Origin of the sequence: Echinicola shivajiensis, from assembly GCF_018642165.1 — a bacterium.
Classification (GTDB): Bacteria; Bacteroidota; Bacteroidia; order Cytophagales; family Cyclobacteriaceae; genus Echinicola; species Echinicola shivajiensis.
This window is the reverse complement of sequence record NZ_JAHHZM010000013.1, coordinates 107395-131163: the sequence shown is the minus strand read 5'-3', so window position 1 is coordinate 131163 and position 23769 is coordinate 107395. Positions and strand designations below refer to the sequence as shown.

The window sequence follows — 23769 nt, the reverse complement described above, 5'->3', positions numbered from 1 at the left end:
CTCCTTTCTATCCAACCATGCTCGAAAACAGGCAATTTGCACTATACCAGGGACGGCTATATTGTACAGGCCACTTCGATCTAAACGTCATTCCCTTTTGTGCGGTTGGGTACCAAATGTTAGGTCTCGAAATGACAAGAAATGAGACAGCCCCGTTTATTCATTAATGACTACTTTCCCAATCATCCAAAGCCGCTTTCACAGAACCAAACTTCAATAACCTTTCTTTTGCTGGAGCTTCCTCCAATCCGGTTGCTTCCATAATCATCCTAGTTCCTCGCTCTACCAACTTCTCGTTAGACAATTGCATATTGACCATCTTGTTTCCCTTTACCTTACCCAGCTTGATCATCACAGCAGTTGAAATCATATTCAATACCAACTTCTGAGCAGTTCCTGCTTTCATTCTCGTACTCCCTGTCACAAACTCCGGTCCCACTACCACTTCAATAGGATACTCCACAGCCTCAGCTAAAGGCGATCCTGCATTACATGTAATGCACCCTGTAAGCAATCCATTTTCCCTTGCAGCCTTTACTCCCCCTATCACGTAGGGAGTAGTTCCAGAAGCAGCTATTCCGATGACAGTATCCAGTTCATTGACACCATTGGCCTTCAAATCCTGCCAGGCCTGATTAGGATCATCTTCTGCATTTTCCACTGCTTTACGGATAGCTGTATCACCACCGGCAATAATTCCAATAACCATATCATGTGAAACCCCATATGTCGGAGGACACTCAGAGGCATCCAAAATCCCCAATCTTCCACTTGTACCTGCGCCTATATAAAAAAGTCTACCTCCTTGTTTCATCTTGGCTACAATCTGCTCTATTAGCCTTTCTATTTCGGGTAAGACTTTATTGACGGCCTGGGGCACGGTTTGGTCTTCCCTATTAATATTGGCAATCAATTCCTCAACACTCATGGACTCCAAATTATCATAATTGGAGCTACTTTCGGTCGTTCTCATTTTTCGTTTTTATGATATAATGTCAAACCCGCAATAGGGCTTTCTAAAATTAAATTTACATTCACCCCTAAGTCTCCAGCAGCTTTTCTGAGCACATCGCTATTATAAAAAGCTACTGAGCCTACGAAATTGACTTTCTTATTTTCAAAATCCCTATACTTCATTACATGCTTTTTCAGAAAATCCTGGAAGCTATTGTAATACAAAAGGTAACAATAAGGATCACGGATATTTTCAGTCAAAAACCGGCAAAAGCTAGCCATATACCTTCCTGGAAATGGTTTTTGATAAACATTTTCCAGAATTCCCTGTATCGTCAGATCGAAGTGCTCTAAAGCCTTCTCCCTGATTTCTCTGGGCAATTCGTCATGTATAAAATCCATGAGGAATTTTTTACCGACATAGGCGCCTCCCCCTTCATCACCCAAAATAAAACCCGGAGATGGCCGGGAATCTACTATTAGTTCCCCATCATAATCTCCACTATTAGACCCAGTCCCCAATATACAAGCTATGCCGGCCTCATGGCCACAGGTAGCTCTAGCAGCAGCCATCAAATCATGATCAACTGTGATTACAGCCTTCCCAAAAATATTTTGTAGGGCATGGGAAACCGTGGATTTATTTTGATCAGATGTACAGCCAGCACCATAATAATAGATATATTCTACCTCCTCTTTCAGGTTAAGTAAAAACTCCTCCTCAAGCTCAGCAGCCATTTCAACCGCAGTTTGGTAATAGGGATTAAACCCCACTCCTCTGAACTGGGAAATATTACCTTTATGGTCAATACCCCGCCAATCCGTCTTACTTGATCCACTGTCCGCGATTAAAATCATGCCATTAAACTAACTGACCTATAGTCTCAAATTTATCAAATACATTTTCTGTATGAGGTGCATCTGGCAACTCATCTGTCAGGTCCTGCCCTGCCCAATGCTCATAATGCTTACCATTTCTCCACAACCTCGAACTGCTAACATCATAAATACGCCCTTTATAGGCTACCCAGATTTCTGGCTTGTCCTGCCCATTACGCAACGCCAATTGCTGCTTGGTATATGATCTCATGCTCAATACAATTTCAATTGAGCATTGATCCACCTCTCTGGAATTTCCCCACGCTGAGCTGTTTGATAATCTTGATAGCTACAAGGAATAATCGTATCCCTTTCAAACTTCTCCTTGCCTGTCTGAGGAACTTCCATCCACCATTTTCCACTTAAATTACTCTTGTAGAACAATATGGTAGAAGGTTTAGAGTCAAGTGACACCGTGTATTTGGTATAGTCATTACTCTTGAATGAAAGACTATCTTTCCTGTGATAAAAACCTTCGATAAAATACCATACCATCGTAGCGATCACAGAGGCAGTTTTAAACCTTTGGTCATCATAAACCGGCTGATAACCATAAAGCCCCAATGAGCTTAGTTTTTCATTCATACCTGCAAACCAACAAATCTGACAAGCTTCTTCGGCTGTCAAACCAAATGGCTGTGCATCTGAAGCTCCAGGCGCATCTGCTGATTGAATTGAACATATATCAAAACTTACCAAATCAGCATTCCTAATCAAAGGCTCTATCTCCTTAAAATTATCCCTTAACTGGCCCAATCTTACATGATCAAAATACAATTTTTCCATGACATTCACCAGATCTCGGTCAGTCAAAAAACTCTGGTAAGCCAATTGGGTATAATTAAACAGGAAATTTGGTTGATGTAAAATAATATCTTGTGAGTGTATCTCAAATGGCGCCCCTTCATCTTCCATATCAATCTTGGCATCCACCGTAAGCATACTTACCAGCTTTTTCATCCCCTCATAAGAAAGATATTGGCCGTAATCCAAGTCATGGGTTCCTCCAATGTATATAGGAAGTATCTGCCTCTTCATCAGCTCCTCTCCCACACTTTGAATCCTGATATAAGTTTCCTTTAGGTCTATCCCGGCTCTCAAATTTCCGAGATCAGCTATTTTATAATGCGAAAGGCCCCTCTTAAGGTTATAAAGCTTTTGGCGCACCTCATTTGCTGCCTGATCAAAACTATCCTCATTCCTGCAGCCTCTGGCATCTTCCAATCCAACTATAGCTATCTGAACACCATTCAAATCTGGAAAAAGCTCCCCGTAATAATGGATGTGTTTGAAAAATGAATTATGCGCATAGGACTTTTGGGTAATGCGATCTGGAATTGGGTCAAATAAAATCTTAAGGTCCATAGGTGATTCTTTAGCAGCTACTCCATAAATTATGGAAGCTCAGCTTGTAAAAATAATCAAAAACTAATAGCAAATAAAAAAGTCCTGCGATTGCAGGACCTTTTTAACTTAACCACCGAAGTCGTCAAATCTGATATTTTCTTTTGGAACTCCCATATCATCCAACAGCTTCAATACTGCTGAGTTCATCAATGGAGGTCCACAAAGGTAAAATTCAATTTCATCTGGCTCTGGATGATCTTTCAAATAATTATCATAGAGCACTTGGTGAATAAACCCTACATATCCGTCTCCTTCATCATCGTCCAAAGACTTCTTGATCTTCCAATTATCTTCTGGAAGTGGTTCAGATAAACCAATATAGAATTTAAAATTAGGGAAGTCTTTTTCTATATCCCTGAAGTGAGGCACGTAGAACAACTCTTTCTTAGAACGACCACCATACCAGTAAGAAACTTTTCTATCAGATTTCTCAGTATGGAATAGGTGGAAGATATGAGATCTCAATGGAGCCATACCTGCACCACCACCAATATAGATCATTTCTCTTTGGGTAGGGTTGATATGGAATTCACCATAAGGACCTGAGATAGTCACTTTATCCCCTGGCTTACGAGAGAACACATAAGAAGAACATACCCCAGGATTAACATCCATCCACTTATTATTTGCTCTATCCCATGGCGGGGTAGCAATACGGATGGTCAACATCACAATATTACCTTCAGCAGGGTGGTTAGCCATGGAGTAAGCCCTAAATAGCTCCTCGTCATTTTTCATGACCAAGCTCCAAAGACCAAACTTGTCCCAGTCACTTTGGTACACATCTGCGGGGTGACCCAACTCAGGATGTGGAGTGATATCAATATCCTTGAAGTTTACAGTAATTTCAGGAACATCAATCTGTATATATCCACCTGATTCGAAATCCAAAATCTCACCCTCAGGCAATTTCACTTTGAATTCTTTGATAAAGGTAGATACGTTGTAATTTGATATAACTTCGCAATCCCACTTCTTAATACCGAAGATTTCTTCAGGGATACGAATTTTCATATCCTGTTTAACTTTTACCTGGCAAGAAAGCCTCACATTGCTTTGTTGCTCTGAACGGCTAAGATGTCCAACTTCTGTAGGAAGCACCTCTCCACCACCTTCTTCAACAGTACACTTACACATAGCGCATGTACCACCTCCACCACAGGCAGAAGGCAAGAAGATCTTCTGGTTACCCAAAGTAGCCAAAAGGGAGGAGCCAGCGGAAGTAGTAACCGGATTGGCTTCATCACCGTTAATGATAATTTTCACATCTCCTGATGCTACCAGCTTAGACTGGGCAAACAGCAGAATGAAAACAAGTAGCAAAATAATCAAGGTAAATGCTACAATTGATGTAATAATTACTGAACTCATTTAATAATGCTTTTTCTAGTTCTCTTTCAGTATATCAAGCGCCTCATTTGAGGCACACAAATATATTTAATATTCCCTAAAATCGGTGACCGATAAGGTAAAATTTAACTTTAATTTCCCTATATAACCGATTAATTGCTCAATAGTTTAAGCAAAGTGGAAAGCCTTGTTTTAAGCTGTCTTCTGTCTACGATAAAATCCAAGAACCCATGTTCCAAAACAAATTCTGCGCTTTGGAATCCTTTTGGAAGATCTTTACCAATTGTTTCGCGAATCACCCTAGGTCCTGCAAAACCAATCAATGCTCCTGGTTCAGCAATATTAAAATCTCCCAACATGGCATAGGAAGCGGTCACACCACCAGTAGTAGGATCAGTCACTAAAGAAATATAAGGGATTTTTGCTTCGTCCAATAAAGCCAATTTTGCAGAGGTCTTGGCCATCTGCATCAAGCTGAAACCAGCCTCCATCATTCTGGCACCACCAGATTTGGAGATCATCAAAAATGGAATTTTGTTGTTTAAAGAATGATCAATCGCCCTAGCAATTTTCTCTCCCACAACAGAGCCCATAGAACCACCAATAAAGCTAAAGTCCATGGAAGCAATCACGATATCCTGACCGTTGATCTTACCAACTCCATAGCGAACAGCATCTTTCAATCCAGTCTTATTGATAGTAGCTTCAATTCTTGAAGTATAAGGTTTACTATCCACAAAGTTCAACGGATCACCTGAGGTCATATCGGCATCAAGCTCCTGAAACTTATTGTCATCAAATAAAATTTCAAAATATTCCTTTGACCCAATTTTCACATGATAATCATCATCAGGACACACAAATGCATTGTTCTTCAATTCACGGGTGTGGATGATATTTCCCTTTGGTGTCTTAAACCAAAGGCCATCTGGGGCATCTTTCTTCTCTTTAGTAGAAGTTTTAATTCCTGCGTCTTTTCTCTTAAACCAAGCCATATGTTGTATTTTAAGGCTGAAAATTTCTTTTCAGGGACTACAAATTTATAGGTATTATCCGTTAAATAAAATGAAATGTTGCTTTCTCATTTCGGATGACCATTTTCGATAGATTCAACTTCTTCCAATCGGTCCATCAAAACACGGGTTTTGGGTAGGGATTCCGGATATTTTTCTTGAATATACTCCACCATTTTTTCTCTTACCAAACAACGTAAATCAAATGCAGAAGGGCTGTCTTTAGCACTCATCAAACACCTTAATTCCACCATGGTAGGCTTCATTTCAGTTACTTGCAGCACTTGAACCTTTCCGTCCCACAAATCAGTACTGTCCAGAATCTGCTTGAGTTTATCTTTTAAATCCTGAATAGGAATGGTATGGTCTACATATAAAAATACTGTCCCCCAAATATCTGCGGTGGTCCTGGTCCAGTTTTGAAATGGCTTTTCCAGAAAATAATAAATGGGCAAAACAAGTCTACGCTGATCCCAGATACAAACTACAACATAAGTCAGGTTGATCTCCTCTATCTTCCCCCACTCTCCCTCGACCACCACCACATCGTCTATCCTTATAGGCTGGGTAAAAGCAATTTGAAATCCAGCCAACAGATTGGCAATTGATTTTTGGGCTGCCAGACCTATTATTATACCGGCCACCCCAGCTGATGCTAGAATACCCTGACCGGCCTTTCGAGCCGCCTCAAAACTCATCATTACCAAAGAAAAAGCCACAACTACAATCACAACAACTATTATTTTCTGGATAAAGCTAACCTGAGTATGCATCCGCCTTTCCTTCAGGTTATCCGTTTTACTAAATGAATGATTCTCCAAAAAATAATATTTCATCATCTTAGTAAGTGCTATAAGCACCCAGGCAAGGTTGATATAAAACAACACCTGAAAAACTTTATACTGGCTTATATAACTCCAGTCGTCTGGAGAAAAATTCGACTCCAATAATGGGAAAAGAAGAAAAAACAGTCCCCATTTCAGGGAATTGGACAAGCCTTGAATAGACTTTCTACCTTCAACAGACTGGGGTTTATAAAACTTTTTAACCAGAGAGGTAAAAGACAACCTGATTATCAAATGGGCACATAACAGCAAGCCCAAGGAAATAGAAATAAATATAATCTTGTCATTCATCTTAATAGCATTTAAGTGATCAAGGAATAAGCAAGGTTATCGGGCAAATAAATTAATTGGAGGCAAAAGGCTAAGATTTTTTTCACTACTTGTCCAGAAGGAATATAGATGGAAAGCAGGGATTAATTACATTTGTTGATTATATAGAAAAACCAAATGAAGGATTCAATTAACCTAAGGTTTCGTTATAATATAGATAGAAGAAACAATATATCCAAAAAAACACCATGACACTACCTGCTATCCTATTGTTGTCAGGATTAATTCTTTTAGGAGCATATTTACTTTATGGAAAATATGTATTCAAGAAATTCAAGATCAATGATCAAAACCAAACACCTTCGCATCAATACAAGGATGGAGTAGATTATGTTCCCAGCAAACCAATAGTAGTATTGGGACATCACTTTGCTTCCATTGCAGGTGCAGGCCCTATAGTAGGACCTATTATTGCCGTGACTTTTGGTTGGATTCCTGCCATCATATGGATACTGGTAGGGGGAATTTTCTTCGGTGCCGTCCATGATTTGGGAAGTATGATCGCTTCCATGAGAAATCAGGGCAAATCCATAGGAACCATTATCAAAAACAATATTGGCTATAAAGGAAAGCAGCTGTTTATGATTTTTAGCTTCTCCACATTGATTTTGGTCATAGCCGTATTTGCTGATATCATTGCCAAAACATTCATTAATAACCCAGGCGTAGCCTCTGCCTCCATACTTTTTATAGGCCTTGCAGTGGCCTTCGGCTTTGTAAACAAATTTGTAGCAGATAAAAAAAGGCTATTTATCATAGTATCCATAATAGGAGTAGCATTAATGTATTATTTTGTTTATCTGGGAATGCAAATCCCTTTTGAATTGAATTATGAATTATGGCTTTATATTTTATTGGCCTATGCTTTTATTGCTTCAGTTACTCCCGTTTCCCTTTTACTGCAGCCCAGGGACTACCTTAACAGTTTCCTGCTTTACGGACTGATCATTTTCGCCACTATGGGTATTTTTTATGCAAATCCTGAAATCAAGATGGACACCCAAGTGAATATTACTTCTGAAAACTTGGGATATCTTTTCCCCGTACTTTTTGTCACTATCGCATGCGGTGCTATAAGCGGCTTCCACTCATTGGTCGCCTCAGGAACAACCTCCAAGCAAATTGACAAAGAGGGCGACGCCAAAGTAGTAGGTTTTGGAGGAATGCTGATCGAATCATTTCTAGCCATCATTTCAGTAGCAGCAGTCATTATCCTCAGCAGAGAAGAATATGCAAGTAGTTTAAGCTTGAAAGGCCCTGTAACCATGTTTTCAGATGGCTTGGGGTCCATGATGGCCACCTTGGGGATTCCTGAACAGATGGCCGTTAGCTTCGTAGCTCTTACAGTATCAGCCTTCGCCTTAACCACATTGGATACCTGCACTAGATTGGCGAGATTTACCCTACAGGAATATTTTGAAGGGGTAGAAAATCCCGTTGGCAAGCAATTATCTGAAAACAGATTTTTGAGCACGGGCATAGTAGTCGTTCTTTCCATATTATTGATACGTTCTGGTGGCTTTACCACCTTATGGCCTATCTTCGGTTCTGCCAATCAACTATTGGCAGCATTGGCATTGCTGGCCATTGCTGTATGGCTGATCAATATAAATGTGAATGCTACCTTCGTGCTGATCCCAATGTTTTTCATGTTCACAGTTACACTGACATCGCTGGGAATCTTTGCATGGAAAAATTTTCAAGAAGAAGCATATGTGCTTTCAGTTATTGCCGCAGTTTTATTCGTACTTTCCGTAGTTTTGATTATTCTGGCCAGAAAAAGTTTGGAGCAAAAATCACCCATTCCCGAAACAGGAAGTTCTTTTAAATAGAAAAAGTAGGTATATTTGCACCTTAATCAATTAATATACTGACACTTACATCAGTTCAACTTATATACCAAATAGTGAACAGAAATTTTCTTAGTACTCAGATATTCTTATTACTCTTTATAGCTTTTACAGTCTCTTCCTGTTTTACTGACAGTGAGGTGGATGAAAGAATAGAAAGCATCAAGGCGGCAAAAAGGCCTGTCGGCGCTTCTTCCAATGAAATTCTTTCAGCTGATAAATTTTCCAGCATTAACCTTGAAATCCAATACATGGAAGGCTTTCCGCCAGACCAAGCTTCCATCGAAGCCATTGCTAATTGGATAGCAACTTTAGTGAATAAACCTACTGGGCTTAATGTCAGTATAAGCTCCATCCCCGCTTTGGGGCAAGAAAATTACTCTCTTGATGAAATAAGAGAAATAGAGGATAATAATAGAAACAGCTATAACACCGGTTCAGAGCTGGGGATGTATATCTTAATAGTGGATGGATATTTCGATCAGGACACCGATAATGAATTCAGCTTGGGCTTTTCCCATAGAAACACTTCCCTGACTTTATTGGGGCAAAGGATATTGGAAAATTCAGGACGAATTGGAAAACCCAGCAAGGAGAAATTAGAAACCACCGTATTGGAACATGAACTTGGCCATTTGATGGGACTGGTAAACCTTGGCTCTATTATGCAAGTCGAGCATGAAGATGAAGAACATGACCACCATTGTGACAACAGGGACTGCTTAATGTACTGGGCCGTCGAAACCAATATCCTTTACAATTCAGTAAACAATGGCATCCCGAGCCTTGACGAAAATTGTCTAAATGATCTTAAAGCAAATGGGGGCAAATAAATATTTGCCCCCATTTTTATTGCTGGAAATTATTTAAGTTGCTTTACATGCTATGAAAAGGCGTAGATACCTTTTTGGATATTCTCCAAGCAAAGCCAATATTGACAAGATAATCAGCAAAAGCTGCATCACCATGTCTATATCTATCAGGAGTACTGTTCTGAATATCCAAATAACTTCTTGTTCTATTTCTATCCACAGCGATTGGGACATTGACATTGATAGAGAATTTCTCTTTTGAATAATTCACCCCTGGTTCAACAGAAACAACATATCCCGGTCTTCTAAATCCATCGCTTCCCCCGATCAAATCATAAACAGGAATGCATTCATATCTTCCTCCAAGATAAAAGCTCAAGCCTGGAAGTGGACTTATATATGTGGCACCAGCCCTCAGTGCAAATTGATCAGGAACAGAGAATAGTGTTCCCCTGTCTCTAGCAGACTTACCATTCGTTTCTCTAGGATTTACTAAGTAAAAGAAACTTCCATTTACCAATATTTTAGAAGACAACATTCTGTAAGCTTGAAGCTCCACAGTTCCACCAAAACCTCCATCACCAGGCTGGATGGATTGGTCCACTGTCAAATCCAAAGTTTCATCTCTGTTTTCTCCTTGATTGTAAAAAGTGCTAACCGCTCCATAATCCCCAGTAGGCAGCTTTAACCCAAGGCCTAAAGCTATATTCCCTTTATGGTTCTTTTCAGGATCAAGCAACCAATAAGTAGCACTAAGACGAATATCACCCAATCCGCCAGCATAGGTTTTATGCCTATCTCCCAATCCATTTGGTGGATTTCCGCCGTGTTCATACATCGAAGAACGTTCATGATAAACTAATGGCAGTACCAATGAACCATATAACCTATCGCTAAAACCATAGGAGACTGTAGCATCAAAGAAATAAGAATCATTGATCACTTCTGTTCCTTCCTCTACTCGATTGGTTTCTTCTTCATGCCCACGAAAATGTCTGAAAGAATGGAAATACCTGAAATTCCCATTGATCAACCACTCCCCTTTTGGTAAGAAGGCTTGCGATCCGACCTGTCCGTTACAGGCAGAAAAACCGCGAATAGCCACACAACCCTGTGAATAGGCCATCTGAACAGTAATGAAAAGACTAAATAATGAACTAAGTAAGTAGATTTTTTTCATTGAAAATTAAGGTTTAATTAGACAATCATTGAACACTGTCATGCGGTTAACTGCACAAGTTGTCAAATCTTCTTCAAAAGTCAAACACCTATTCATTATAGTACAAAAAAAAGAGTCCCTTCGCATGGGACTCTTTTTTTAGAAATCTTATTTATAGAAGTTGAACTTAATCAATCCTTCACCTCTTCATAATCTACATACTCTCCGCCTCGAATATCTTTCTTACTTCTTTTTTGATATTCCTTGGGCACATAGTCTACATGGATTTCTCCATTATCCTTTGTTGCCCTCTGCCGAGCCCTTTGCTCTTCCCTAGCAGCTGCTTTCACCTGCTGAGCAAATTGCCCCAACTTGGATCTTAAGAAGTATCGAAAAAGCTGTCCAAACAACCATCCGATACAAAGAATTAATATTATATACTTCAAAGCGAATTGAATTTAATTACAAATTATCTACTCAGATATAGGTTTCTCTCAGCATAAATCTTCAAGAAGTAATCATCCATTAAATCGTCAATAAAATAGATGGCCTCTCCCGTAGACTTCATCTCTGGCCCTAATTCCTTATTGACATTAGGAAACTTATGGAAAGAGAATACCGGCTCTTTGATTGCATATCCTTTCTTAGTAGGATTGAATTTAAAGTCGGTCACTTTATTAGCACCCAACATCACTTTTACGGCATAATTTACATAAGGTTCTTGATATGCCTTACAAATAAACGGAACCGTTCTCGATGCTCTTGGATTAGCTTCGATCACATACACCTTATCATCTTTGATCGCAAACTGAATATTGATCAAACCTACAGTTTTCAATGCCAAGGCAATTTTTTCGGTATAGGTCTCAATTTGTCTGACAACCAAATCTCCTAAGTTATACGGAGGCAATACCGCGTAAGAGTCACCTGAATGGATACCTGCAGGCTCAATATGTTGCATGATTCCGATGATGTACACATTCTCTCCATCACAAATCGCATCTGCTTCCGCCTCAATAGCTCCCTCTAGGAAGTGATCCAAAAGGATTTCATTATCAGGAATATCTTTTAATACCTCTACAACGTGCTGCTCAAGCTCTTTCTCATTGATCACGATCTTCATCCCTTGACCACCCAATACATAAGAAGGTCTTACCAATAGTGGGAATCCAATAGTTTTGCAAAGCTCAAGAGCTTCATCCGTATTATGAATAGTACCAAACTCTGGGTAAGGCACATCGTTTTCTTTTAGCAAGCTAGAAAATTCACCTCTATCTTCTGCAAGGTCCAAGGCTTCAAAACTAGTTCCTAAAATTTTCACTCCATATTTCTCAAGCTTCTCGGCCAATTTCAAGGCAGTCTGTCCACCTAACTGAACGATTACACCCTCAGGCTTTTCATGAAGAATGATTTCATAGATATGCTCCCAGAATACCGGCTCGAAATAAAGCTTATCTGCAATATCAAAGTCAGTGGAAACAGTCTCAGGGTTACAGTTGATCATAATGGTTTCATAACCACATTCCTTCGCCGCCAAAACCCCATGCACACAAGAATAATCAAATTCAATCCCCTGTCCTACTCGGTTTGGACCAGAACCTAATACAATGACTTTCTTCTTGTCACTTGCGATAGATTCATTTTCCTCACCAAAAGAAGAGTAATAGTATGGCGTCTGCGCTTCAAATTCAGCCGCACAGGTATCTACCAATTTATAGACACGCTTGATACCCATTTCGTCCCTACGCTTCTTGAAGACTTCACTCTCCAAGCAACCCAGAAGGTGGGCAATCTGACGGTCTGCATAACCTTTGTGCTTAGCCATCACCATCAAGTCCTTAGGAATAGTATCCAACGTGTACTTGTCCAAGGTGATATCAAGGTGCACCAATTCCTCGATTTGCTTCAAGAACCACTTATCGATTTTTGTCAAATCATGGATGGTTCTAAAAGAGATACCCAGCTTAAAGGCATCATAAATATGGAAAAGGCGATTCCAGCTAGGATGCTCCAAGCTATAAAGAATCTGCTCTTGATTCTTCAATTCTTTGCCATCAGCACCGAGTCCATTTCTTTTGATCTCCAAAGACTGACAAGCTTTTTGTAAGGCCTCCTGGAAATTTCTACCAATACCCATTACCTCACCTACAGCTTTCATGGAAAGGCCCAATCTACGGTCAGAACCTTTGAACTTATCAAAGTTCCATCTAGGAATCTTAACGATCACATAGTCAATTGCAGGCTCAAAGAAAGCTGAGGTAGTTCCTGTAATGGAATTAGGCAATTCATCCAAATTGTAACCTACTGCAAGTTTGGCGGCAACTTTTGCGATTGGGTAACCAGTTGCTTTGGAAGCCAATGCAGAGGAACGGGAAACCCTAGGGTTAATCTCAATACCAATGATGGTTTGGTTATCAGGGCTTACAGAGAACTGTACGTTACATCCACCGGCAAAATTACCGATACCGTTCATCATTTTGATGGCCAAGTTCCTCATTTCCTGATATACTGGATCAGGGAGCGTCATGGCAGGAGCTACAGTGATAGAATCACCTGTATGAACTCCCATTGGGTCGAAGTTTTCAATAGAACAGATAACGATCATATTACCTAGACTATCACGGAGCACTTCAAGCTCATATTCTTTCCAACCAAGGATACTCTGTTCAACAAGTACCTCGTGCGTCGGGGAAGCTTTAAGCCCACTCATTAGGGCTTTCTCAAAATCTTCTTCTTTTTCCACAAATCCACCACCGGTACCACCAAGGGTATAGGAAGGTCTAATTACTAATGGGAAACCGATTTCTTGAGCAATTTCCTTACCCTGTAGGAAAGATGTTGCTGTTTTACCAACACAAACCCCTACATTAAGTTCTTCCATTAGGGCCTTGAATTTCTCACGGTTTTCTGCAGTCTCGATGGCGTCAATATCAACACCGATCATTCTTACATTAAACTTTTTCCAGATTCCGGCTTGATCCGCCTCAATGGCTAAGTTTAGTGCTGTCTGACCACCCATGGTAGGGAGTACACAGTCAATATCCGGATGCTCAGTCAGGATTTTTACGATGGATTTCTTCTCCAACGGAAGCAGGTAAACATTGTCTGCGGTAACCGGGTCAGTCATAATCGTCGCCGGATTGGAGTTGATAAGGGTCACAATGATACCCTCTTCTCTTAAAGATCTCGCTGCTTGAGATCCAGAATAATCAAACTCACAGGCCTGGCCAATTACGATTGGGCCACTTCCAATGATCAGTACATGTTTAATGCTATTATCTTTAGGCATGCTATAGAGAGGTTTGGATAAGTTTTTTACTTATGGCTAAATTGGTGCAAAATTAAGTAAATTATTGAAACTTGCAGGGATATATTTAAAAAAACCTTTACAGTAATTTAAATTTATTCTTAATTCATTCAGATCAAGGCCCCTGAGTATTCCTTATACTCGGGCATTAATATCTTGCCATCAAATGCTTAGCTAATTAGACGAGGACATTAAACCAACAACCAATTTGAAATACAACCATCTAAAAGACCTTTAGTTTATTCTTTCTTTTAATAAAGGCAATAAAAAAGCAGTTCCTGAATTGAAACTGCTTTTTAAATAAGTTTTAAATAAATACCTAGACGTGTAGCGCCCTGTTTTCAGTAGCTGCCAAACACGCTTCCTTGAATGCTTCTGTATAAGTTGGGTGGGCATGGGACATTCTAGCAATATCCTCAGCAGAAGCCCTGTATTCCATGGCCACTACAGCCTCAGCAATCATATCTGCTGTCCTTGGACCGATCATATGAACGCCTAGGATTTCATCAGTATTTGCATCAGCCAATACTTTTACAAGCCCATCAGTATCCATGGATGCTCTTGCACGGCCTGAAGCCATAAAAGGGAATTTACCTGCTTTGTACTTTATTCCTTTTTCCTTCAACTGTTCTTCAGTATAACCCACTGCAGCCACTTCTGGCCATGTATATACCACTCCCGGAATTAGGTTATAGTTGATATGAGGTTTTTGTCCAGCCAACTGCTCAACCACCAACACACCTTCTTCTTCAGCCTTATGTGCCAACATGGCTCCTTTCACCACGTCCCCGATGGCATAGATATTATCCACATTAGTTTTAAGGTGCTCGTCTACTTCTACCTGGCCTCTCTCATTAATCTTCACACCTGCAGCTTCTGCATTCAAACCATCTGTGTATGGTCTTCTACCGATAGACACTAATACATAGTCTCCTTTTACCTCTACCGTCTCGCCTTTCTTGTCTTCAGCCTTTACCGTAACTTCCTTACCGGAATTTTTAACCTCAGTAACTTTGTGCTTCAAGTAGAATTCAAAACCTATTTTCTTTAAAGATTTCTGAAGTTCTTTACCCATGGTTTTGTCCATAGAAGGAATAAGGGAATCCATATATTCTACCACAGACACCTTTGCTCCCATACGGGCATAGACAGAACCTAATTCCATCCCGATCACCCCACCACCGATTACGATGAGGTGTTTAGGGACTTCCTTCATTTTCAATGCCTCTGTGGAAGTAATGATTCTCTTCTTATCGATCTCAATAAATGGTAAAGAGGCCGGCTTAGACCCAGTGGCGATGATGATGTTCTTACCTGTAATCTCCTCAGACTTCCCATCATCTTTGGTCACCTTGATGGTATTCTTATCCACGAAGGACCCCACACCTTGGTGAACATCAATTTTGTTCTTCTTCATCAGATACTGGATACCATCTACATTTTGCTTGACCACATCATCCTTTCTGGCGATCATTTGACCCAAATTGACCTTAAGGTCTTTCAGGTCAATACCATGGGTCTTGAAAGTATGTGCTGCATTATGATAATGCTCACTGGAATCCAACAATGCCTTGGAAGGAATACAACCCACATTCAAGCAGGTACCTCCTAAAGTAGGATATTTTTCAATTATAGCTGTTTTCATGCCGAGTTGAGCTCCTCTGATAGCAGCCACATATCCTCCAGGCCCTGATCCAATAACGATTAAGTCGTATTTCATGATTGGTTGTTTTGAAAATAGTACAAAGTATGGTGTACAATGTACCAAGTAAATTTAATTATCTTTTTAAACTTTGTTTTAGCCCATAGATCATGTTATGTATAACTTCCAAATCTTCGGATATCTTCATAAACATTAGATCATCAATTTATTGGAGTCTGCTGGAAATTATTAACTGTGTATCCAATTCAAAAGCAGATCCCAAAGAATACCCTAAGAATTGATCAAACTCTCCCTTTGTATTTCTTCCAGCCCCTTCAGCTATATTAGAAGCTATGGAAACGGCAGCCCTATTAATCTGACTTATCAAACCATATTTTTCCTGAGTTGGGAGGTTTTCGGTAACACTATAAATGTCAACAGCTAAATCAATGGATTTTTTCCAAACTTGAAGTTTCTTATACCTGTGCATAATAAAAGTAAGTTAAATTAAAAATAGGTTAATGAGGTAAGCATAAAAACAATCTACCTACCTCATCAATTTAACGAATCTTTTACCTACAATCTAGAAATAAAACATTGATTGATAAAGCACTTCGTCTTTGTACTAAATACTTCGTACTTTATACTTTTTCATCCACTATACTCCAAGCAATAGTCTAGCTGGATCTTCAAGGAGTTGTTTTACTCTTACCAGAAAGCTAACTGATTCACGACCATCAATGATTCTATGGTCATAAGAAAGAGCTATATACATCATTGGAAGGATTTTTACCTCGCCGTTTACCGCCATTGGTCTTTCTACAATATTGTGCATTCCCAAAATAGCAGATTGAGGCTGGTTAATAATCGGTGTCGACATCATAGAACCAAAGATACCACCATTGGTAATGGTGAAGGTTCCTCCAGTCATTTCTTCAATAGTCAACTTACCATCTCTAGCTTTGGTGGCCAATCTTACGACCTCTTTTTCTATCTGGTCAAAAGAAAGCTGCTCAGCATTTCTGATCACTGGAACAACCAAACCTTTTGGTGCAGAAACTGCAATGGACACATCACAGAAATCATTGTAAAGAATTTCATTTCCATCGATTTGTGCATTCACTGCTGGCCATTCCTGCAATGCCACACAAACCGCCTTGGTAAAGAAAGACATAAACCCAAGGTTCACATTATGCTTCTCCTTGAACATTTCCTTATACTGCTTTCTCAAATCCATGATAGGCTTCATGTTCACCTCATTAAAAGTGGTCAACATTGCCGTTTCATTTTTGGCTGCAACCAATCTCTTAGAAATGGTCTTTCTTAGTGAAGTCATTTTCTCCCTTCTCACATTTCTTTCACCAGCTACTTTTGGTGTCTCAGGGGCAGCTTCTTTTGCTTCAGCTTTTGGCTTCTGAGGAGTGGCTGGTTTTGGTGCAGACTTTTGTGCTTTCTCTGCATCTTCCTTGGTCACCCTTCCATCTTTGCCTGTGCCTTTCACATCTTTAGGATCAATACCTTTTTCAGCCAAAATCTTCGCGGCAGCAGGGGATGCATGCCCAGTCGCATAAGTAGCATCACCAGATGAAGCTGTGGCTGCAGTCTCGCTTGAAGAAGTAGATTCTTCTGATGGAGCTTCTCCTTCTACTACTTCGATCTTACAGATCAATCCACCGATTTCCAAAGTATCGCCTTCTGCAGCAACATGCCTTAGGATTCCTTGCGCTTCCGCTGGCAATTCAAAAGTAGCCTTATCAGAATCTACCTCAGCAATAATTTCATCCAACTCCACAAAATCACCGTCTTCTTTCAACCAAGAAGCCAAGGTAACCTCAGTGATGGATTCACCAACAGTAGGAACAATCATTTCTTTTATTTCGCCCGTCTTTCCTGAAGCACTGCCGCTTGCATTAGCAGCTGCAGGAGTTTCTTTTGCCGGACTTTCCGCAGCAGCTGGGGCTGCGTCTCCTTCAGAGGCATTTGTATCGATTTCGCAAATCACTTCGCCAATCTCCAATGTATCGCCTTCTTCTGCCTTAGTGGTCAACACACCAGATTGTTCAGCAGTTAATTCAAAAGTGGCCTTATCAGATTCCAATTCGCAGATCACCTCATCCATCTCCACATACTCTCCGCTATTTTTGAACCACTGACCGATGGTTACTTCGGTAATTGACTCCCCAACTGCAGGGACTTTGATTTCTAAACTCATGGCTTTTTTATTTACCCCCCAAACCACTTTCGGTTCAAGGTTAATTTTTGATAATTAAATTAAGCCCTAAGCATTCCAAAAGCTTTCACTTTTGCAGCCAGGGGGATTTATTTTATTCTTAATGCTTTATTCACAATATTAGTCTGCTCCTCCACATGAACTTTATGATATCCTGTTGCTGGGGAAGCACTGGCTTTTCTAGCGATGACATCCATAGGGAACTCTCTGAACAGGGCACGCATCATATAAGTCCAATAACCCATGTTTTCTGGCTCTTCCTGTACCCATACCACTTCTTTCTGCTTACTAAATGATTTAACAGCATCAAGAATCTGGTTTTTAGGTAGTGGATGCAATTGTTCCACCCTTACGATGGCCACATCTTTTACTTTTTCTTTCTCTCTGGCATCAACAAGATCATAGTAGATCTTACCTGAGCACAATACAACTCGGGTAACATCTTTCGCATTAACAGTGGTATCACTTAATACCTCTCGGAAACCTCCACTAGTGAATTCTTCGATAGGTGAAACTACCTTAGGGTTTCTCAACAGCGACTTAGGAGACATCACCACACATGGTTTTCTGAATTCCCAAGCCAACTGTCTCCTTAACAAATGGAAGAAGTTTGATGGCTCAGTAATATTGGCCACTACCATATTGTACTCAGCAGAAAGCTGTAAGAATCTTTCAGGACGTGCATTGGAGTGCTCAGGCCCTTGGCCCTCATAACCATGAGGCAACAACATCACAATCCCGTTCATCTTTTGCCACTTGGATTCACCAGAACTGATGAACTGGTCAATCATGGTTTGGGCACCATTGGCAAAATCACCGAACTGAGCTTCCCAGATAGTTAGGGAATCAGGATTGGCCATGGCATAACCATATTCAAATCCAAGCACTGCATATTCAGACAATAGCGAATTATAGATATGGAACTGTCCTTTGTTCTCTTTCATTTCTCTCAAAGAATTGAAAGATTTATTGGTGGTAGCATCATGCAACACTGCATGCCTATGAGAGAATGTCCCTCTTCTACAATCCTGGCCTGTCAACCTTACAGTTTTACCCTCCAATAACAAGGAACCATAAGCCAACAACTCCGCAGCTGCCCAGTTAAGGCTTTTAGAGTTAAAGAACATATCCTTTCTCTGCTTCATCTGAGCTTCAATCTGCTTGATTGGCTTAAAGCCTTTCGGTAAAGTGGTCAAAGCCTCAGCAACAGTATTAATTTCCTCTGTTGTAACACCAGTCTCAGGAGACTTTTCGAAATCTTCAGGAGTAGATTTTCTTAGCTCTTTCCAAGCCTGCTCAAAAGGAGAGAAATTATATGGAAGTGGTTTTTCCTTCACCATATTCAGCCTATCCTGAAGCAATTGACGAAACTCCTTATCCATCTGCTTAGCCAGTTTGGCATCGACATCTCCCCTTTCCAATAATTCCTTATTGTATATTTCCCTAGGATTAGGGTGCTTGGAAATCAAGTTATACAATTCAGGCTGAGTAAACTTAGGCTCATCAGATTCATTGTGGCCATGTCTTCTATAACACACCATATCAATGAAGATATCCTGATTATATTTTTGTCTAAATTCAGCAGCCAATTTAGCAGCAAAAACAACAGCCTCTGGGTCATCCCCATTGACGTGGATCACTGGGGCATCAATAATTTTGGCAACGTCCGTACAATAAATAGAACTTCTGGCATCATCAAAATCTGTGGTAAAACCTACTTGGTTATTGATCACAAAGTGAATAGTACCTCCAGTATTATAGCCTTTAAGATTGGCCATCTGAGTTACTTCATAAACAATACCCTGTCCAGCTACCGCAGCATCACCGTGGATCAAAATAGGAATTACTTTATCCTTATTTCCTTCGTACTGATGATCAATTTTGGCCCTTACAAAACCTTCGACTACTGGGTTTACAGCTTCCAGGTGAGAAGGGTTTGGGGCCAATTTCAGGTTCATTTTCTTATTAGAGGAGGTCATTACCTCACTGGAAAATCCCATATGGTATTTCACATCTCCATCCCCCATCGTAAGGTCTGGCTTGGCAGTACCTTCGAATTCGGAAAAAATCTGCTCGTAGGTCTTGCCCATAATATTGGCCAACACATTTAGCCTACCTCTGTGAGCCATACCGATCATTACTTCCTCAGCCCCCAAATCAGCGGCCTTATTTATCACGGCATCCAAAAAAGGAATAGTACTTTCTCCCCCTTCAAGGGAAAATCTTTTTTGTCCTAAATATTTGGTATGTAAGAAATTTTCAAAAACGACAGCTTCATTTAGCTTCGATAGGATTCTCTTCTTCTCCTCAGAAGGAGGATTAAAAGAAAGGGCTTCCTTTTCAATCTTCTGCTTCAACCAATCCAGCATCTCTGGATTCCTGATATACAGATATTCGAAACCCATAGATCCCTCATAAATGGTCTTTAAGGATTCAATTATCTTTCCAAGTTTTGCATTGCCAATGCCGATTTCATTTCCCGCCTGAAATTCAGTATTGAGGTCAGCTTGACCTAAACCAAAATCCTCAAGGTCAATCAAGGCTTTCCTATCTCTTCTTTCTCTTACTGGATTGGTCTTTGACCTGAGGTGAGCCCTTGAGCGGTAAGCATGGATAAGTGCTCTAACTTTAATTTCTTTAGGCAATTGCTCCATATCCATAATAGTACCTCTGGTAGCCAAGCTGCCACTGACAGCTTTTCCTGAGGTTGAAGCAGTAGCTAATGCGCCTCCATTTTCGTCTTCTCCAAACTTGGTAATGGCAAAATCAAAGCCATCAAAAAATGTTTTCCAACTTGGGTCGATTGATTCTGGGTCTTTTTTATAATCTTCATATAGCTCATCTATATAAGCTACATGGGCATTGGAGATGTATGAAAATTTGTCCATTTTTAATTTATTTCGATGCACAAATATAGATACTTATGTTTTTTTAATAAAACCGTTTATACGGTTATACAAATATATCTGATAATCAGCATTATTAAATATTTGCAACAAAATATATTTTGGCAAATAAAGAAGATCACTTAATTATCGAATGGAATTGGATTGAAATTAAAAGGAGTTATTGCAAAAAATGAAGCACTCTTCGCCATAAGACTTTAGAATAATTTGAAAAAATGTTAAATTATTCTTTAAAAAGGTGAATAATCAAACAGCAATGGGTTATTATACACAAATTTAAAACCTCTCGATTGGATTTTTAAAGAGGTAACTTGCTTCCATGACTTGCTAGGCCCTTCTTTGTAACTTTTTGGTGGGGCAATCCTAAAGTCCTGAAAATTTTTCTCGTAAACGGCCTTTTTACTCGGATGCAGGGGACTGACGCCATTATATGTTTCATTCCACATGCCTTTCTCAATAATGAAATCGATCAACCTGACCGCATCCGTCTGATGAATATAATTTACCGGGGGATCACCTGCAACATTCTCTTTATTGGAAAAATAGCGGCCAGGAACCCTGTCCATTCCTAACAAACCTCCAAACCTAATAACTGTGAGATCATAACTCTTATCCTGCCATAATATTTGTTCAGCATAAAATAAGGCAGGATTAGAAGTGCTTTCCCTGGTCAAGACTTCTTCCTCACTCACTTCCCTATTTAAGTCAGGGTATACTGAGGTCGCACTAACGTAGATCACATGCTTGACATTCCCTTGCTTTATCAAAGCTTTCAAATATTTGATCTGCTCAGGGTGAAAAGTATCAGGATGGATTCTGCGCCTAGGTGGTATATTGATAATTAGTACATCCGTATCAAATAGTTTATTGAAATTCTTTCCTTCTGGATGTGGAACCATTTTTAACAAAGTGCAATCCAAACCATCGTGTTGCAATTTGGCACACTTTTCCTCGGAAGTAGCACTCCCCATAACATCAAAACCTTTGGCCTGCAGATACATTGCCAAAGGCTTGCCTAACCAACCAAGACCTATTATACTAATTCTCATCTTAAAAAAACCCTTATTACCTTATACTCATTTCAAATACAAAAAGTTGTATTTTAAGCATAAAAAAACCTTCTTTAAATAAAAAGAAGGTTTCTTGCGCCTGTTAATCTTTTTTTGGCATTGTCCCTAATAGGATATCCCACAAAGGTGAGCTTACCCCAAAGGCAACATCTGGGTCTTTATAATGATGAATAGCATGATTTACCCATAATATCTTTAGAAAATTCTTTGGCGGCTGATAAGCATGTACTATATAATGAACACCCAAATACAATGCATAACCCATTAAAAAACCTGGAAGAAAATAAAGGGCATAATCTCCCATAAAAAAGGTAAAGACAAAATAGAATATACAAGCATACAAGCCACTGATAAACGGAGGCATGGCCAACCTATCTTTATCCTTTGGATAATCATGATGGACACCATGAACAGAATATTGTAGCTTATCTTTTAGTTTAGTATTTGGAATCATATGAAAAAAGTACTTATGCATCAAATACTCTACCAAGGTAAATGCGAGTAGACCAATAAGCACCATACCTAATCCAACAATCAAAGGTATAGTTGTGGTTGTCACTCCGTAATAAAATGACACAGAACCAATCACCATAAACATGACAATTGGAATACTTATATGTGTCCTGGACAATTTCTCCAGAACAGGATTTTGGAACATTTGAGCTGACCCATTGTTGTCAGGTTTATCCAGTCTTCCAATCTTTTTCATCCTTTTATCAAATTATTTTTTTTTAAACACCCTGTAATCAATTAAAAAACAACCAATTACCCTTCAACCTCTGATTATACAAGGCCAATTATCCGCAAATTTAATGGATTGATTTCAAAAGGAGCGATTGTTAAGGAGAAATAATGACATAAATCAATTATTTCGAAACAGTGAGGGTTTTCTCAATTGTCTTTTTATAAAAATTCTCATACCGAGGAAGGATCTTAGAAACATCAAACTCTTTGGCCCTGGCCAGAGCCCTCTTTTTAAAAGCATTTAAATTATCGTCAGATAGAATATGTAGCGCTTTAGCAGTCATATCTTCTATATCTCCCACTTCACAAGCAAAGCCAGTTTCACCATCGATATTTAGTTCCGGGATACCTCCAGCATTTGAGGAAAGCACTGGCACTTCGCATGCCATTGCCTCCAAGGCAGCAAGACCAAAACTTTCTTTTTCAGATGGGATCAAGAAAAGATCTGCCACCGAAAGGACTTCTTCCACTGCATCAAGCTTACCTAAGAACCTGGTATCTTCACAGGTTCCAAGCTCCCTACATATCCTCTCCATCCTGTCCCGCTCTGGACCATCCCCCACCAATAACAGCTTGGAAGGTACTACTTTTCTTACTTCATAAAACACCTTGATTACATCTTCAACTCTTTTTACTTTCCTAAAGTTGGAAGTATGCACCAAGAGCTTCTCATCATTAGGACATATAGCCTTTTTAAAATGCTCTTTTTTCTGTCTTTTAAACCTATTTAAATCTATAAAGTTAGGGATTACCTCTATCTCATTTTTAATATCAAAATGTTCATAGGTAGACCTCCTAAGATCCTCAGAAACGGCTGTGACACCATCAGATTGATTAATACTAAAGGTGACCACTGGCGCATAACTAGGATCCTTGCCCACCAAGGTAATATCAGTACCATGAAGCGTGGTCACTACTGGAATCTCAATTCCTTGGCTTTTCAGAATCTGCTTAGCCATATATGCAGCAGAAGCATGGGGTATAGCATAATGTACATGAAGTAAATCCAAACCTTCAAACTCCACAACATTCACCATCTTACTGGCTAAGGCCAATTCATACGGAGCATGCTCGAATAAAGGGTAGCTCTTTATATCAACTTCATGATAAAATAGGTTTTCACTAAAAAAATCTAGCCTGGTAGGTTGTCTGTAGGTAATAAAATGCACCTGATGTCCCTCTTTGGCAAGGGCGATTCCTAGCTCTGTGGCCACTACGCCACTCCCACCAAAGGTAGGATAACAGACAATTCCGATTTTCATTATTTCTGG

19 protein-coding genes are annotated in these 23769 nt (G+C 39.7%); 2 read left to right on the top strand and 17 right to left on the bottom strand.

Features of this window, described 5'->3' with window-relative positions:
• Nucleotides 1-163: 163 nt before the first annotated feature.
• The 7 genes from murQ to KMW37_RS17550 all read right to left on the bottom strand — a co-directional run bounded on the left by murQ (nt 164) and on the right by KMW37_RS17550 (nt 6739).
• The gene (murQ, locus tag KMW37_RS17580) at nt 164-973 is read right to left on the bottom strand and encodes an N-acetylmuramic acid 6-phosphate etherase (RefSeq protein ID WP_215225964.1); all 810 of its coding nucleotides are present in this window, start codon (nt 971-973) and stop codon (nt 164-166) included.
• Nucleotides 970-1812 carry an N-acetylglucosamine kinase gene (locus KMW37_RS17575; protein WP_215225963.1) on the bottom strand — a complete coding sequence of 281 codons (843 nt, stop codon included), beginning with the start codon at nt 1810-1812 and terminating at the stop codon, nt 970-972. The genes murQ and KMW37_RS17575 overlap by 4 nt, the downstream gene beginning before the upstream one ends.
• Before the next feature lie 4 nt (nt 1813-1816).
• Entirely contained in the window at nt 1817-2044 is a 228-nt protein-coding gene (locus tag KMW37_RS17570; RefSeq protein WP_215225962.1) for a cytochrome b5 domain-containing protein, read from the bottom strand.
• A gap of 2 nt (nt 2045-2046) precedes the next feature.
• Entirely contained in the window at nt 2047-3198 is a 1152-nt protein-coding gene (locus tag KMW37_RS17565) for a formimidoylglutamase (RefSeq protein WP_215225961.1), read from the bottom strand.
• A 108-nt stretch (nt 3199-3306) separates the two neighbouring features.
• Nucleotides 3307-4611 (bottom strand): NADH:ubiquinone reductase (Na(+)-transporting) subunit F, encoded by a 1305-nt coding sequence (gene nqrF, locus KMW37_RS17560; protein WP_215225960.1) that lies wholly within the window; start codon nt 4609-4611, stop codon nt 3307-3309.
• A 131-nt stretch (nt 4612-4742) separates the two neighbouring features.
• The gene (accD, locus tag KMW37_RS17555) at nt 4743-5585 is read right to left on the bottom strand and encodes an acetyl-CoA carboxylase, carboxyltransferase subunit beta (RefSeq protein ID WP_215225959.1); all 843 of its coding nucleotides are present in this window, start codon (nt 5583-5585) and stop codon (nt 4743-4745) included.
• 86 nt (nt 5586-5671) lie between these two features.
• Complete coding sequence (locus KMW37_RS17550) at nt 5672-6739, bottom strand: mechanosensitive ion channel family protein (protein WP_215225958.1); 1068 nt, start codon at nt 6737-6739, stop codon at nt 5672-5674.
• 227 nt (nt 6740-6966) lie between these two features.
• Between KMW37_RS17550 and KMW37_RS17545 the strand changes: the two genes are divergently transcribed.
• Both KMW37_RS17545 and KMW37_RS17540 read left to right on the top strand, forming a co-directional pair.
• Nucleotides 6967-8610 (top strand): carbon starvation CstA family protein, encoded by a 1644-nt coding sequence (locus KMW37_RS17545; RefSeq protein WP_215225957.1) that lies wholly within the window; start codon nt 6967-6969, stop codon nt 8608-8610.
• Between the two features lie 74 nt (nt 8611-8684).
• A complete protein-coding gene (locus tag KMW37_RS17540) occupies nt 8685-9461 on the top strand; it encodes a hypothetical protein (protein WP_246581551.1) in 777 nt (258 codons plus the stop codon).
• A 43-nt stretch (nt 9462-9504) separates the two neighbouring features.
• On the opposite strand, the gene KMW37_RS17535 is transcribed toward KMW37_RS17540, so the two are convergent.
• The 10 genes from KMW37_RS17535 to bshA form a co-directional block, all read right to left on the bottom strand.
• Nucleotides 9505-10620 carry a transporter gene (locus KMW37_RS17535; protein WP_215225956.1) on the bottom strand — a complete coding sequence of 372 codons (1116 nt, stop codon included), beginning with the start codon at nt 10618-10620 and terminating at the stop codon, nt 9505-9507.
• A 170-nt stretch (nt 10621-10790) separates the two neighbouring features.
• Nucleotides 10791-11045, bottom strand: coding sequence for a DUF4834 family protein (locus KMW37_RS17530; RefSeq protein ID WP_215225955.1), 255 nt, complete (start codon nt 11043-11045; stop codon nt 10791-10793).
• Between the two features lie 23 nt (nt 11046-11068).
• Nucleotides 11069-13888: a carbamoyl-phosphate synthase large subunit gene (carB, locus tag KMW37_RS17525; RefSeq protein WP_215225954.1), complete on the bottom strand. Its 2820-nt coding sequence runs from the start codon at nt 13886-13888 to the stop codon at nt 11069-11071.
• A gap of 337 nt (nt 13889-14225) precedes the next feature.
• Entirely contained in the window at nt 14226-15626 is a 1401-nt protein-coding gene (lpdA, locus tag KMW37_RS17520) for a dihydrolipoyl dehydrogenase (RefSeq protein ID WP_215225953.1), read from the bottom strand.
• 148 nt (nt 15627-15774) lie between these two features.
• Entirely contained in the window at nt 15775-16038 is a 264-nt protein-coding gene (locus tag KMW37_RS17515) for a four helix bundle protein (RefSeq protein ID WP_246581550.1), read from the bottom strand.
• A gap of 168 nt (nt 16039-16206) precedes the next feature.
• Complete coding sequence (gene odhB, locus KMW37_RS17510) at nt 16207-17760, bottom strand: 2-oxoglutarate dehydrogenase complex dihydrolipoyllysine-residue succinyltransferase (protein ID WP_215225952.1); 1554 nt, start codon at nt 17758-17760, stop codon at nt 16207-16209.
• Between the two features lie 107 nt (nt 17761-17867).
• Complete coding sequence (locus KMW37_RS17505; protein ID WP_215225951.1) at nt 17868-20666, bottom strand: 2-oxoglutarate dehydrogenase E1 component; 2799 nt, start codon at nt 20664-20666, stop codon at nt 17868-17870.
• Between the two features lie 248 nt (nt 20667-20914).
• A complete protein-coding gene (locus tag KMW37_RS17500; RefSeq protein WP_215225950.1) occupies nt 20915-21733 on the bottom strand; it encodes an NAD(P)-binding domain-containing protein in 819 nt (272 codons plus the stop codon).
• A gap of 103 nt (nt 21734-21836) precedes the next feature.
• Nucleotides 21837-22463, bottom strand: a complete 627-nt coding sequence (locus tag KMW37_RS17495) for a sterol desaturase family protein (RefSeq protein WP_215225949.1) — start codon at nt 22461-22463, stop codon at nt 21837-21839.
• 157 nt (nt 22464-22620) lie between these two features.
• On the bottom strand, nt 22621-23760 hold the full coding sequence (gene bshA, locus KMW37_RS17490; protein WP_215225948.1) for an N-acetyl-alpha-D-glucosaminyl L-malate synthase BshA: 1140 nt from the start codon (nt 23758-23760) through the stop codon (nt 22621-22623).
• Nucleotides 23761-23769 lie beyond the last annotated feature (9 nt).

Excerpts from the sequence above, each read along its gene's own strand:
- carB (WP_215225954.1), bottom strand. The coding sequence starts at position 13,888 with ATGCCTAAAGATAATAGCATTAAACATGTACTGATCATTGGAAGTGGC.
- KMW37_RS17515 (WP_246581550.1), bottom strand. The coding sequence starts at position 16,038 with ATGCACAGGTATAAGAAACTTCAAGTTTGGAAAAAATCCATTGATTTA.
- bshA (WP_215225948.1), bottom strand. The coding sequence starts at position 23,760 with ATGAAAATCGGAATTGTCTGTTATCCTACCTTTGGTGGGAGTGGCGTA.
- KMW37_RS17570 (WP_215225962.1), bottom strand. The coding sequence starts at position 2,044 with ATGAGATCATATACCAAGCAGCAATTGGCGTTGCGTAATGGGCAGGAC.
- KMW37_RS17495 (WP_215225949.1), bottom strand. The coding sequence starts at position 22,463 with ATGAAAAAGATTGGAAGACTGGATAAACCTGACAACAATGGGTCAGCT.
- KMW37_RS17575 (WP_215225963.1), bottom strand. The coding sequence starts at position 1,812 with ATGATTTTAATCGCGGACAGTGGATCAAGTAAGACGGATTGGCGGGGT.
- KMW37_RS17565 (WP_215225961.1), bottom strand. The coding sequence starts at position 3,198 with ATGGACCTTAAGATTTTATTTGACCCAATTCCAGATCGCATTACCCAA.
- lpdA (WP_215225953.1), bottom strand. The coding sequence starts at position 15,626 with ATGAAATACGACTTAATCGTTATTGGATCAGGGCCTGGAGGATATGTG.
- KMW37_RS17500 (WP_215225950.1), bottom strand. The coding sequence starts at position 21,733 with ATGAGAATTAGTATAATAGGTCTTGGTTGGTTAGGCAAGCCTTTGGCA.
- KMW37_RS17545 (WP_215225957.1), top strand. The coding sequence starts at position 6,967 with ATGACACTACCTGCTATCCTATTGTTGTCAGGATTAATTCTTTTAGGA.
- KMW37_RS17550 (WP_215225958.1), bottom strand. The coding sequence starts at position 6,739 with ATGAATGACAAGATTATATTTATTTCTATTTCCTTGGGCTTGCTGTTA.
- nqrF (WP_215225960.1), bottom strand. The coding sequence starts at position 4,611 with ATGAGTTCAGTAATTATTACATCAATTGTAGCATTTACCTTGATTATT.
- KMW37_RS17505 (WP_215225951.1), bottom strand. The coding sequence starts at position 20,666 with ATGGACAAATTTTCATACATCTCCAATGCCCATGTAGCTTATATAGAT.
- accD (WP_215225959.1), bottom strand. The coding sequence starts at position 5,585 with ATGGCTTGGTTTAAGAGAAAAGACGCAGGAATTAAAACTTCTACTAAA.
- murQ (WP_215225964.1), bottom strand. The coding sequence starts at position 973 with ATGAGAACGACCGAAAGTAGCTCCAATTATGATAATTTGGAGTCCATG.
- KMW37_RS17535 (WP_215225956.1), bottom strand. The coding sequence starts at position 10,620 with ATGAAAAAAATCTACTTACTTAGTTCATTATTTAGTCTTTTCATTACT.
- odhB (WP_215225952.1), bottom strand. The coding sequence starts at position 17,760 with ATGAGTTTAGAAATCAAAGTCCCTGCAGTTGGGGAGTCAATTACCGAA.